This is a genomic window from Mesorhizobium sp. CA7, from assembly GCF_020165015.1.
Taxonomy (GTDB): Bacteria; Pseudomonadota; Alphaproteobacteria; order Rhizobiales; family Rhizobiaceae; genus Mesorhizobium.
The window spans coordinates 47,599-60,451 of sequence record NZ_JAIUHH010000019.1 but is presented as its reverse complement, the minus strand read 5'-3'; the positions used below and the strand labels follow the sequence as shown (position 1 = coordinate 60,451).

Annotated in this window: 12 protein-coding genes; 1 reads left to right on the top strand and 11 read right to left on the bottom strand. The window is 63.1% G+C overall.

Annotated elements, in window-relative coordinates:
- Positions 1-9 precede the first annotated feature (9 nt).
- The 4 genes from LB552_RS25125 to LB552_RS25110 form a co-directional block, all read right to left on the bottom strand.
- Positions 10-156, bottom strand: a complete 147-nt coding sequence (locus LB552_RS25125; protein WP_140644594.1) for a hypothetical protein — start codon at positions 154-156, stop codon at positions 10-12.
- 60 nt (positions 157-216) lie between these two features.
- The gene (locus LB552_RS25120) at positions 217-423 is read right to left on the bottom strand and encodes a hypothetical protein (protein ID WP_095769236.1); all 207 of its coding nucleotides are present in this window, start codon (positions 421-423) and stop codon (positions 217-219) included.
- A 39-nt stretch (positions 424-462) separates the two neighbouring features.
- Positions 463-1,083 carry a ribonuclease D gene (locus tag LB552_RS25115; RefSeq protein WP_095769235.1) on the bottom strand — a complete coding sequence of 207 codons (621 nt, stop codon included), beginning with the start codon at positions 1,081-1,083 and terminating at the stop codon, positions 463-465.
- Positions 1,084-1,220: 137 nt separating this feature from the next.
- On the bottom strand, positions 1,221-2,606 hold the full coding sequence (locus LB552_RS25110) for a M20/M25/M40 family metallo-hydrolase (protein WP_224606843.1): 1,386 nt from the start codon (positions 2,604-2,606) through the stop codon (positions 1,221-1,223).
- A gap of 426 nt (positions 2,607-3,032) precedes the next feature.
- Between LB552_RS25110 and polA the strand changes: the two genes are divergently transcribed.
- Positions 3,033-5,996: a DNA polymerase I gene (polA, locus tag LB552_RS25105; protein WP_224606841.1), complete on the top strand. Its 2,964-nt coding sequence runs from the start codon at positions 3,033-3,035 to the stop codon at positions 5,994-5,996.
- Positions 5,997-6,235: 239 nt separating this feature from the next.
- Here polA and LB552_RS25100 read toward each other — a convergent pair whose 3' ends face one another.
- The 7 genes from LB552_RS25100 to LB552_RS25070 form a co-directional block, all read right to left on the bottom strand.
- Entirely contained in the window at positions 6,236-6,640 is a 405-nt protein-coding gene (locus LB552_RS25100; protein WP_042640862.1) for a Fur family transcriptional regulator, read from the bottom strand.
- Positions 6,641-6,788: 148 nt separating this feature from the next.
- Complete coding sequence (gene mgrA, locus LB552_RS25095; RefSeq protein WP_224610846.1) at positions 6,789-7,835, bottom strand: L-glyceraldehyde 3-phosphate reductase; 1,047 nt, start codon at positions 7,833-7,835, stop codon at positions 6,789-6,791.
- A 111-nt stretch (positions 7,836-7,946) separates the two neighbouring features.
- Positions 7,947-9,089, bottom strand: coding sequence for a Gfo/Idh/MocA family protein (locus tag LB552_RS25090; RefSeq protein ID WP_224610844.1), 1,143 nt, complete (start codon positions 9,087-9,089; stop codon positions 7,947-7,949).
- Positions 9,090-9,094: 5 nt separating this feature from the next.
- Positions 9,095-9,847, bottom strand: coding sequence for a sugar phosphate isomerase/epimerase family protein (locus LB552_RS25085; RefSeq protein ID WP_224610842.1), 753 nt, complete (start codon positions 9,845-9,847; stop codon positions 9,095-9,097).
- Positions 9,848-9,871: 24 nt separating this feature from the next.
- Entirely contained in the window at positions 9,872-10,972 is a 1,101-nt protein-coding gene (locus LB552_RS25080; protein WP_224548191.1) for an ABC transporter ATP-binding protein, read from the bottom strand.
- Between the two features lie 2 nt (positions 10,973-10,974).
- On the bottom strand, positions 10,975-11,907 hold the full coding sequence (locus LB552_RS25075) for a carbohydrate ABC transporter permease (protein ID WP_224610840.1): 933 nt from the start codon (positions 11,905-11,907) through the stop codon (positions 10,975-10,977).
- Positions 11,900-12,793 (bottom strand): carbohydrate ABC transporter permease, encoded by an 894-nt coding sequence (locus LB552_RS25070; protein WP_224610838.1) that lies wholly within the window; start codon positions 12,791-12,793, stop codon positions 11,900-11,902. The genes LB552_RS25075 and LB552_RS25070 overlap by 8 nt, the downstream gene beginning before the upstream one ends.
- Positions 12,794-12,853 lie beyond the last annotated feature (60 nt).

The window sequence follows — 12,853 nt, the reverse complement described above, 5'->3', positions numbered from 1 at the left end:
GCCACATGGTCAATTCTGCTGGATCGAAATGCCTTTGTCGTCGATCTTGAGTTCGACGCCTTTCGGCCTGGTCTGCTCGCGATAGACATAGATGCCGAGCGCGATGACAACCGCGACCAGCGCCCCGATGATGAGATAGAGCGTGTTCTGTCTCATTGCGCCCCCTTGTTGCGGCCAAGCCTCGCACCCGCCCTGAAATTGTCAGGTGAGGATCGCCTACTGGCCGTCGTCCCCATCATCGGTTGCCGGCCGCCAGCTCGTCGGTTCGACTTTCTTCTGCGTGTCGCTGTCGGTGTAGACCCACCAGCCGCCGTCGCGATATTGCCCGACGGATTCGTTGACGACGCCGTCGCGGTCCTTCCACATGATCGTTACCTTGGAGCCGTCCTTGGGCGCGCTCGCGATCGGTTTGCGCTCTGCCATTTCACTTCTCCACGGGCTGGGTCGACGGACCTTCGTCCCTCAACTATGCGCGAAAATATCTTCCTCCGCCCAGCCCATCAGGTCGAGCTTGGCGCGCGTCGGCAGGAAACGGAAGCAGGCGTCCGCCTCCTTGGTGCGGTTCTCGCGCGCCAGGCGCGCGCCCAGCACCTCGCGCAACCTGTGCAGGTAGAGCACGTCCGAGGCGGCATATTCGAGCTGTTCGGGCGAGAGCGTCTCGGCCGCCCAGTCGGAGGATTGCTGCACCTTGGACAGCCCGATGCCGAGCAGTTCGCCACAGAGATCCTTCAGCCCGTGGCGGTCGGTATAGGTGCGGGTGAGCCGTGAGGCGATCTTGGTGCAGAACACCGGCTCGGCCATCACGCCGAAGGCATGGTAGAGCACGGCGATGTCGAAGCGGCCGTAGTGAAACAGCTTGGTGATCGTGTTGTTTCTCAGCAGGCTGGCGAGGTTCGGCGCCTCCTTCTGGCCTGGTGCGATCTGGATGACATCGGCGCTGCCGTCGCCGGGCGAAATCTGCACCACGCAGAGCCGGTCGCGATGCGGGTTGAGCCCCAGCGTTTCCGTGTCGATGGCCACCGCCCCGACATTGTATCGCGACAGGTCGGGCAGATCGTTTTTGTGGAAACGGATATCGGTCATTCTCTTCTCCGGGTCGCGCCTGCGGCGTTGGGGCATCCTCGCAACACCGCAGCACTTCGCGCTAGCTAATTCGTCCTCGCCGCGATCCGGAGAAAAATCAACAGAAAGTTGAATCTCAAGGCTTTCGTGATTTTCGCTCAGCGGGTCAGCGCGTCGAGAATGCGCGCCCAGGACCGCTGCCCCTTGTGGAACGAGGTCAGCTCATACTTCTCGTTCGGCGAATGGATGCGGTCGTCGTCGAGGCCGAAGCCGACCAGCAGCGATTCCATGCCGAGATAGGTCTGGAAATCGCCGACCACGGGAATGGAGCCGCCGCCGCCGGTGGTGACCGCCTGCTTCTCCCATTCGTCGGACAGTGCATCCTTGGCCTTGGCCAGGAACGGCGAGTCGTAGGAGAGCTGGATCGCCGGCGAGCCGCCATGCGGGTGGAATTCGACCGAGCAGTCGCCGGGGATACGTTCGCGTACGAAGGCCTGGAAGGCGGCGCGGATCTTCTTTGGATCCTGCTTGTGAACGAGCCGGAACGACACTTTCGCCGACGCTTGCGCCGCGATTACCGTCTTGAAACCCTTGCCGGTATAACCGCCGATGATGCCGTTGAATTCCGCGGTCGGCCGCGCCCAGGTGAGCTCGAGCACCGAGCGGCCCTTCTCGCCGGCGGGAATGGAAAGGCCGACCGGTCCGAGGAAGGTCTCGGCCGTCTCGCCAAGTCCCTCCCAGGATTTCAGCACCTGCGAGGGCGTCTCCTCGACGCCGTCATAGAAGCCCGCAATGGTGACGCGGCCGTCCTTGTCGTGAATATCCGCCAGCACCTTGGCCAGGATGCGGATCGGATTGGCGGCCGGGCCGCCATAGAGGCCCGAATGCAGGTCGCGGTTGGCCGCCTTGACGGTGACCTCCTCGCCGACCATGCCGCGCAGCGACACGCAGATCGACGGTGTCTCGCGGTTCCACATGCTGGTGTCGCAGACCAGCGCGAAATCCGCCTTCAGCTCGGCCGCGTTGGCTTCCAGGAACGGCTTCAGCGACGGCGAGCCGGATTCCTCCTCGCCTTCGAACAGGATGGTGACGCGGCAAGGCAGGTTGCCATGCACCTGCTTCCACGCGCGGCAGGCCTCGACGAAGGTCATCAGCTGGCCCTTATCATCGGCCGAGCCGCGGCCGGTGATCACTTTGCGGCCGGGCTCGATCTCCTTGATCGACGGCGCGAACGGATCGGTTTCCCACAATTCGATCGGATCGACCGGCTGGACGTCATAGTGGCCGTAGAACAGCACATGCGGCGCGCCCGCCGGTCCCTCGTGATGCGCCACCACCATCGGATGTCCGGGCGTATCGCGCACACTGGCGTCGAAGCCGATCAGCTTGAGCTCGGCGACCAGCCATTCGGCGCCCGCGCGGCAATCGGCGGCAAAGGCCGGATCGGTGGAGATCGACTTGATGCCGAGCAGGCCGAACAGCCGCTCCAGGCTCTGGTCGAGATTCTGGTCGAGACGGTCGAGGACGGGGGAAATTCTGGACATGCTTTTTGCCTTTCGATTTTGGGCAGACCCTAAAGGGCCATGCCGAAAACGAAAAGCCCGCGATCATTGGACCAAGCGGCAAAGGCTTGCCTGAAGGCAAAAAAGAACCGCCGTGGTGGAGGGGGAACCACGGCGGTCTCTACTCGAAACGTTGCGGCAGCCCGGAGAGGGGGGATAGGCTGCCGCAGTTTGCCCGGGATAGGCGGGGGACGGGCCTTACTCCGGACTTCGGCGAAAAACTGCCGATGACGTGTATTTGGGTCTGTGAACATGGCGATTCAAGGGCACGAAAATTACACTTTTGTAACATACCCGTGAGCGGCAAATTTCCAGCCGGACAAGATGTGTCAGGGGTGTTGCCCGAACCGGTGGGTTCCACAGCCTTAGCCATGGACCGCGAAGCCGGGCCGCGCTATCCCTGCCGGCATGAAAAAAGGCGATCACCTCTTCCTCGTCGACGGCTCCGGCTACATTTTCCGCGCCTATCACGCGCTGCCGCCGCTCAACCGCAAATCCGACGGCCTGCCGACCAGCGCCGTGCTCGGCTTCTGCAACATGGTGTGGAAGCTGATGCAGGACGCCCGCAACACCGATGTCGGCGTGGTGCCGACGCATTTCGCCGTCATCTTCGACTATTCGTCGAAAACCTTCCGCAGCGATCTCTACCCCGAATACAAGGCCAACCGCTCTGCGCCGCCGGAAGACCTGATCCCGCAATTCGGCCTGATCCGCCAGGCGACCGCAGCCTTCAATGTCCCTTGCATAGAGACGGAGGGTTTTGAAGCCGACGATATCATCGCGACTTATTGCCGGCTGGCTTGCGAAGCCGGCGCTGATACCACCATCATCTCCTCCGACAAGGATCTGATGCAGTTGGTCGGTCCGACGGTCGGCATGTACGACCCGATGAAGGATCGCCAGATCGGCATTCCCGAGGTGATCGAGAAATGGGGCGTGCCGCCCGAAAAGATGATCGACCTGCAGGCGCTGACCGGCGACTCGGTCGACAATGTTCCGGGCGTGCCGGGCATCGGCCCGAAGACCGCGGCGCAATTGCTGGAACAGTTCGGCGACCTTGACGGGCTGCTGGCGCGCGCTTCGGAGATCAAGCAGGAGAAACGGCGCGAGACCATCATCGCCAATGCCGATAAGGCGCGCATCTCGCGCGAGTTGGTGACGTTGAAGAACGACGTGCCGCTGAAGGAAGGGCTGGACGATCTTGTCCTGCATGCGCCGGATGGCCCGAAGCTGATCGGCTTCCTGAAGACGATGGAGTTCACCACACTGACCCGACGCGTCGCCGAAGCGACCGCAACCGACATTGGCGACGTCCAGGCCACCGCCGTCACCATCGAGCGCGCCGATACCGCGCATGGCCCCGATGTCGGCGCCGGCGCCCCGCCGGTGCCAAGGCCGGCGGCCGCTCCGAACGATGCCGCAAAGCCGGCGGCGCCGGTCAGGGGCGAGGACGCGCCGCCACAAGGCGATACCCCATCGCTCCTCTCTGCCCTGCGGCTGGAGCAGGCGGCCGCTCGCAAGATCGACCCTTCGGCCTATGCCCCCATCCGCGACACGGCCGCGCTCGAGGCCTGGATAGCCGAAGCCCGCGACGCCGGTGTCCTTGCGTTCGACGCCGAGACCAGCTCGTCCGACCCGATGCGGGCGGACCTGATCGGCCTGTCCATGGCGCTCGCGCCTGGCCGCGCCGTCTATGTGCCGCTTGCCCACAAGAGCGGCAATGGCGACCTGCTCGGCGGCGGCAGGCTGGAGAACCAGATCCCGGTCCGCAAGGCGCTGGCGCTGCTGAAGCCGCTGCTTGAGGACCGATCGGTCCTCAAGATCGTCCAGGATATGAAATACGACATCGTCGTGATGAGCCGGCACGGCATCGAGGTCGGCCCGTTCGATGACACGATGCTGATCTCCTACGTGCTCGATGCGGGCACATCCGGCGGTCACGACCTCGTCTCGCTGTCGGAGAAATGGCTCGGCCATGCGCCGGCCTCCAAGAAGGAACTCGCCGGCTCGGGCAAGAGCGCCATCGGCTTCGATCAGGTCGATATAGAGCGTGCGACCGCCTACGCTGCCGAGCAGGCCGACCTGACGCTGCAGCTCTGGCGGGTGCTGAAGCCGAGGCTTGCCGCCAAGGGCCTCGTTTCCGTCTATGAGCGTCTGGAGCGGCCGCTGGTGCCCGTGCTCGCCCGCATGGAACAGCGCGGCATCTCGGTCGACCGCCAGATCCTGTCGCGGCTCTCCGGCGAGCTGGCTCAAGGCGCGGCTCGCGTCGAGGAAGAGATCTACGGGATCGTCGGCGAGCGCATCAACATCGGCTCGCCAAAACAGCTCGGCGACATATTGTTCGGCAAGATGGGGCTGCCGGGCGGCTCGAAGACCAAGACCGGCCAATGGTCGACCTCGGCCCAGCTTTTAGAAGATCTCGCCGCCGAGGGCCACGAGCTGCCGCGCAAGATCGTCGACTGGCGCCAGCTCACCAAGCTGAAGTCGACCTATACCGACGCGCTGCCCGGTTTCATCAACCCCGGCACCAATCGCGTCCACACTTCCTATGCGCTGGCAGCAACCACCACCGGGCGGCTGTCATCCTCCGATCCCAATCTGCAGAACATCCCGGTGCGCACGGCGGAAGGCCGCAAGATCAGGACCGCCTTCATTGCGGAGAAAGGCCACAAGCTGGTCTCGGCCGACTACAGCCAGATCGAATTGCGCGTGCTTGCCCATGTCGCCGAGATCCCACAGCTCAAGCAGGCCTTCGCCGACGGCGCCGACATTCATGCCATCACCGCGTCGGAAATGTTCAATGTGCCGGTCGAAGGCATGCCTTCGGAAGTGCGCCGGCGCGCCAAGGCGATCAATTTCGGCATCATCTACGGCATCTCGGCCTTCGGCCTCGCCAACCAGCTGTCGATCCCGCGCGAAGAGGCGGGCGCCTACATCAAACGCTATTTCGAGCGTTTTCCGGGCATCCGGGACTATATCGAGGAGACCAAGGCCTATGCGCGGGAGAACGGTTTCGTCGAGACGATCTTCGGCCGCCGCATCCACTATCCGGAGATAAGGGCTTCCAACCCGTCGGTGCGCGCCTTCAACGAGCGCGCCTCAATCAACGCCAGGCTCCAAGGCACCGCCGCCGACATCATCCGCCGCGCCATGGTGCATATGGAAGAAGCACTGGAGAAGGCGAAGCTCTCGGCCCGCATGCTGTTGCAGGTGCATGACGAGCTGATCTTCGAAACGGTGGAAGCGGAGGTCGAGGCGACGATCCCCGTGGTTCGCAAGGTGATGGAGAATGCGCCGATGCCGGCGGTCTCGATGTCGGTGCCGCTGCATGTCGATGCGCGGGCCGCGGATAATTGGGATGAGGCGCATTAGGCGTCTCACGTTCGTTCGTCATCCACGGGCGGAGCAAGGAGCGAAGCGACGCGCGCAGACCCGAGGATCCATGCCGCGACGCGCGCCGTAGTGCGCGGCGGTTGTGGATAGCTTGGCGAGCACGCCGCTTGTCAATGCAGATTCTGCACCGTGGCGGTGCGTGTATGTCACGGAATGGATACTAGGGTCTGCGCGCGTCGCTTCGCTCCTTGCTCCGCCCTAGTATGACGAAGTGAAGCTTACGCAGCCTCAGCCCTGCACTTGGCGCATACACCGCGAAACTCGATCACCGCCTTCTTGGCTGCAAATCCCGTCGAGCGCACCCATTCGTCCAGCCGGTGGCCGACATCGTGGTCGGACATCTCGGTCACCTGGCCGCAATTATCGCAGATGGCGAAGGCCGTCATCGAATGGCTGTGGTCGTGCGGCTCGGCGCAGGCGACGAAGGAGTTGAGGCTTTCGAGCCGGTGTACGAAGCCGGACTTCACCAGCGTATCGAGCGCCCGGTAGACCTGCAGCGGCGCCCGGAAACCGCGCTCGCGCAGTTGGTCGAGCAAAGTATAGGCGCTGAGCGGCCCGCTGGACGCCTCGAGCTTCTCGAGCACGCAGAGCTGGTTCTTGGTCAGCGCATCTCTTGCCGTCATCTTGTTCGCCCAATCGACGTCCGCACGTGATCTCGCATGCGCACGACTTCAATTCCCTGAGATAGCGACGAACGAACAATTTTGCCACCGTTTCCACAGCGCCTCCCTTCAGGTACGGGGCGGACGGAAATGGCTCACCGGCCAATCGCTACTTGCGCGGCGGTCCCTTGCGTTCGGCCGAAGCCGCCCAGAGGTTGATGTCGGACTCGCGGGCGTGGCTGTCGATCTCGGCGAGCTCGGCGTCGGAGAACTCGAGCGCCTTGAGCGCGCCGACGCAATCCTCGACCTGTTCCGGCCGACTGGCCCCGATCAGCGCCGTGGTCACGCGGCCTTTGCGCAGCACCCAGGCCAGCGCCATCTGTGCCAAGGTCTGGCCGCGGCGGCCGGCAATGGCGTTGAGCGCCTTGATGTTGGCGATCGACTTGTCGTTGATGAAGGCCGGTCGCAACGACTTGCCCTGAGATGCGCGGCTGCCCTCGGGGATGCCGCCGAGATATTTGTCGGTCAGCATGCCCTGCGCCAGCGGCGAGAACACGATCGAGCCGATGCCGAGCCCCTCCAGCGTATCGAGCAGCCCATCCTCCTCGACCCAGCGGTTGAGCATCGAATAGCTCGGCTGGTGGATGAGGCATGGCGTGCCGAGCTGGCGCAAAATATCGGCTGCTTCCCGCGTGCGCTGCGAATTGTAGGACGAGATGCCGGCATAGAGCGCCTTGCCCGAGCGCACCGCGTGGTCGAGCGCGCCCATCGTTTCTTCGAGCGGCGTCTCGGGATCGAAACGGTGCGAATAGAAGATATCGACGTGGTCGAGCCCCATGCGCTTGAGACTCTGGTCGAGGCTGGCCAGCACATATTTGCGGCTGCCCCATTCGCCGTACGGACCGGCCCACATCTCGTAGCCGGCCTTGGTCGAGATGATCATCTCGTCGCGATAGGCGGCGAAATCGGTGCGCAGAATCTCGCCGAACGCGGTTTCCGCCGAGCCGGGCGGCGGGCCGTAATTGTTGGCGAGATCGAAATGCGTGATGCCGAGATCGAAGGCCTTGCGCACGATCGCCTGCTTGGTCCTGTGCGGCGTGTCGTTGCCGAAATTGTGCCATAGCCCAAGCGAGATCGCCGGCAGCTTCAGGCCGGACCGTCCGCAGCGGTTATAGATCATCTTCTCGTAGCGATTTTCGGCGGCGGTATAGGGCATGGGAATCCTCGGGATCGAAACGGCGCGGCGACCACCGCCAACCTGATTTGAATCGATGCTTGCCCCTAACCCTTACCCTCTCCCCGCCGGAACGGGGAGAGGGGTTGCCACCTACTTTTTCTTCGCCAGCAACGCCTTCGCGTCCTTGACGCCGAGCGCGGCCGGCCGCTCGCAGGTCGTCTGCATGGCGACATATTTGCCGCTTTCGCCGGAGCGCAGGATGCCGGTCATGACATCGACGGCGTGCAGCGCCAGCTCCATCGAGCAGCGGTGCGGCCGCCCTTCGCCAATCGCGATTGCCATGTCGGCAAGGCCGGCGGTGCGATAATTAGCCATCATGCCCTGGCCATGCATCTCGTTCGGCACGCCGAACGGATGGTTCCACTTGGGCAGCCTCTTCACCGGCTTGGCCGAGTCGGTGAAGCGTACATCGCCGCCGAAGAAATTCGGATCCGGCACGAAGACGGTGCCCAATTCTCCGTAGAGCTCCATCGGCGCGTGGCCATGGCTCCACACGTCCCAGCTGGTGTTGAGCGTGATCACCGCGCCATTCGCGAATTCGAGCAGCGCATGGATGGTGGTCGGCGTGTTCACCGGGATCTTCTCGCCCGCCCGCGGTTTGGAGATGATGGTGCGCTCCTTGGCCGGCGTCGTTGCGAAGGCGGCCACCTGCTTCACCGGCCCGATCAGCTGAATCAGGTTGGTGACATAGTATGGCCCGATGTCGAGCACTGGGCCGGCGCCCGGCTGGAAGAAGAAATCCGGGTTGGGGTGCCAGTGCTCCATGCCGTGGCCCATCACATGGCAGGTGCCGCTGGTGATCGCGCCCAGCTTGCCGCTGTCGATGAGATCGCGGACCAGTTGGTGCGCGCCGCCGAGGAAGGTGTCCGGCGCCGAACCGATGCGCAGGCCCTTCTTCTCGGCCCGTTTCTTGAGATCGAGCCCTTCCTCGATCGACAAGACGAACGGCTTTTCCGAATAAACATGCTTGCCGGCGTCGAGCACCGCTTTGGAGATCTCGTAGTGCACGGCCGGAACCGTCAGGTTGACGATGATGTCGATCTCGTCGTCCTTGAGCAGGTCGTTGACCGTCTCGGCGCGCAGCTTGAACTCCTTCGCCCGCGCTTTCGCGGCCTCCATGTTGATATCCGCGCAGGCGCGCATCTTGATGCCGCGGAACAGCGGCGCCAGCGAGAAATACGCCTTCGAGATGTTGCCGCAGCCGATGACGCCGATGCCAAGTTTCTCTGCCATTTCGATTACTCCTGCCAGCTCTTGGCTGCTGCGATTGAGCGGCGGGCATAGCGCTCGATATCGTTGGGGTTGTCCTGCTCCATGACGAAATACTGCGCCGCGCTCTTGGCGCGCAACGTCTTGAACAGGCCCGCCCAGTCGATCGTGCCGTGACCGACATCGGACCAGCCGTCCTCGTCCAGCCCCTCGCCCGGCTTCGCCATGTCCTTGACGTGGACGGCAACGATCCGCTTGCCATGCTTCTCGATCCAGGGCAGCGGATCGGCGCCGCCGCGCACCACCCAGGCGACGTCCATTTCCCAGCCGATGTCCGGTGCTGCGGACAGGATGTGATCCTGCGGCAGCGAGCCGTCCGCAAGCGCCTTGAACTCGAAATCATGGTTGTGCCAGGCAAAGCCGTAGCCGGCCTTTTTTGCCGTCTCGCCGACCTTGGCGAGGCGCTCGCCGAAGCCGCGCCAGCCGGCGGCGTCGGACGGGCGCTGATCGGGCATCAGATAGGGGCAGATCACAAGCCTGATGCCGAGCGCGTCGGCGATCTTGCGCACGCCGTCGAAATCGTTCTCCAGCGCCTCGATCGAGAAATGCCCGGTCGGCATGGCAAGCCCGTTCTTGTCGAGCTCGGCGCGAAACGCCTTCGGGTCGTCATAGACGCCGCCAAAGCCTTCGACCTGGCTGTAGCCGAGCTCGCCGAGCATTTTCACCACGTCGTTCCATGGTTGAAAATTGCGAGCGCTGTAGAGTTGGAATGACCAGTTCATGTCCTGTCCGTTCTGCTTGGGAGGTTAAAGGCGGTTGCCGGTCTGGGCGTCGAAGAGCGAAGCGCGCATCGGATCGAAGCCGACGGTCACCGCCTCATCATTCCGGGGCGTACGCTCCGAGGTAACCCGGACGCTGAATTTCTGTTGGGCGAGCTGTAGCCAGACCAGCGTGTCAGAGCCCATCGGTTCCACCACTTCGACTTTGCTGGCCGCCGAGAATGGCCAGCCGGCGCCGCTGTTCAGACTCACATGTTCGGGCCTGATGCCGAACACGGCTGGTCCGGGTTCCGGCTGCCGATCGAAATCATAGGTACTGAGTGGAATCTTCAGACCGTCGGCGAGAAAATGCCAGCCGCCATCCGCGTTTTCCAAATGGCCGTCGACAAAGTTCATCGCCGGCGAGCCGAGGAAGCCGGCAACGAAGCGATTGACCGGACGGTTGTAGATGGTCTGCGGCGCGTCGAGCTGCTGGATGACGCCGCCCTTCATCACCGCGATGCGGTCGGCGAGCGTCATTGCCTCGATCTGGTCGTGGGTGACGTAGATCATGGTGTTTTCGAGCTTGCGGTGCAGCAGCTTGATCTCGACGCGCAGTTCCGCCCGCAGCTTGGCATCGAGATTGGAGAGCGGCTCGTCGAACAGGAAGACGTCGACGTCGCGCACCAGTGCCCGCCCGATCGCCACGCGCTGGCGCTGGCCGCCGGAGAGCGCCGAGGGCTTGCGCTGCAACAGCGGCTCGATCTGCAGGATCTCGGCGGCGCGTGCGATGCGCTTGGCGATCTCGTCCTTGGCCAGGCCGGCAACGCGCAGACCGAAGGACAGGTTCTTCTCCACCGTCATCTGCGGATAGAGCGCGTAGGACTGGAACACCATGCCGATGCCGCGGTCCTTAGGCTCCTCCCAGGTGACGTTCTTGCCCTTGATGAAGATGCGGCCTTCCGAAATGTCGAGCAGGCCGGCGATGCAGTTGAGCAAGGTGGATTTGCCGCAGCCGGACGGTCCCAGAAGCACGATGAACTCGCCCTCGGCGACGTCGAGATTGAGCGTTTTCAGCACCGACATCACACCGAAATTGAGCGACAGGTCCTGGATCGAAACGCTGGGATTGGCGATTGCCGCTGCCATCATCATCCTTTCACTGCGCCAGCCGCGATGCCGCGCACGAAGAGCTTGCCGGAAATGAAATAGACGATCAGCGGAAGGAGCCCGGTGAGGATCGTCGCGGCCATGTTGACGTTGTATTCCTTCACGCCCTGCACCGAATTGACGATGTTGTTGAGCTGCACCGTCATCGGATAGGTGTCGGGGCGCGTGTAGACGACGCCGAACAGGAAGTCGTTCCAGATGCCGGTGACCTGCAGGATGATGGCGACGACGAAGATCGGCAGCGACATCGGCAGCATGATGCGCAGATAAATGCCCCAGAAGCCGGCGCCGTCGACGCGCGCCGCGCGGAACAGTTCCTCCGGCATCGACGTGAAATAGTTGCGGAACAAGAGGGTCAGGATCGGCATGCCGAAGATCGAATGCACGATCACAAGGCCGGTCAGGGTGCCGTATATGCCGATCTCGCGCAGGATGATGACGATCGGATAGATCATCACCTGGTAGGGAATGAAGGCGCCGACGATCAGGATGATGAAGAAGGTGTCGGCGCCCTTGAAGCGCCAGTTGGCCAAGGCATAGCCGTTCACCGAGGCGATCGCGATCGACAGCAGCACCGACGGCACGGTGATGCGCACCGAATTCCAGAAACCGCGCGAGAGCCCGTCGCAGTTGAGGCCGGTGCAGGCGGTCGCCCAGGCTTTCACCCAGGGTTCGAAGGTGATTTCCACCGGCGGCGAGAAGATGTTGCCGAGGCGGATTTCCGGCATGCCCTTCAGCGACGTGACGATCATCACGTAGAGCGGCAAAAGGTAATAGAGCGCCACCACGATCAGCGTGCCGTAGAGAAAGATGTTGCGGCGCGAGAGCGCATGCCGCGGCTTCGCGCCGGCAGGCCCAGCTTCGTCGCGCCGAAGGACGCCCGCATCGGATGGGGAGGCAGCGACATCAACCACGCCGGCGGCCTCCGAATTCGAGATAGGCCCATGGCACGATGACGATCATCACCGAGAGCAGCATCATGGTCGAGGCGGCGAAACCTTGGCCGAGATTCTGGGCGAAGAACATGTAGTCGTAGACGTATTTTGCCGGCACTTCGGAGGCGATGCCCGGCCCGCCGCTGGTCTGCGCCACGACGAGGTCATAGACCTTGACGATGCCGGCGGCGATGATGACCAGCGTGGTGATGAAGACCGGCCGCATCATCGGGATGACGATGAACACGTAGGTCTTCCACATCGGGATGCCGTCCACTCGCGCCGCCTTCCATATGTCTTCGTCGATGCCGCGCAGGCCGGCAAGCATCAGGCACATGATCAGCCCCGTGCCCTGCCAGAGCGCGGCGATGGAAATGCCGTAGATGACGATGCTTGAATTATAGAGCGGGTCGAAGCTGAAGCTCGCCCAGCCGAGGTCGCGCACGACGCGCTGGATGCCGAAATCCGGGTTGAGCAGCCATTGCCAGACCAGCCCGGTGACGATGAAGGACAGCGCGAAGGGATAGAGGAAGATGGTGCGGAACGTATCCTCGAAGCGGATCTTCTGGTCGAGGAGCGCCGCCAGGACGAAGCCGATCACCAGCGAGAACACCAGCGAGATCACGCCATAGATCAGGAGGTTCTCGATCGAGATCAGCCAGCGCGGCGTCGCCCACAACCGATAATACTGGTCGAGGCCGACGAAGTTGAGCCGTGGCAGCAGCTTCGAATTGGTGAAGGAGTAGAGAACCGTCCAGGCCGTGCCGCCGACGAACACCACAAGCGCGGTGAGCACCATCGGAATCGATGCGATCTTCGCATTGAGGTTACGGAAAAGCTGGTTAGGACGTTCACTATTGCTCATCTCGACAGCCGGGCTGGGGCAATGAGGACATCATGCTCCCGACCCCTGTTAGGCAGGGAC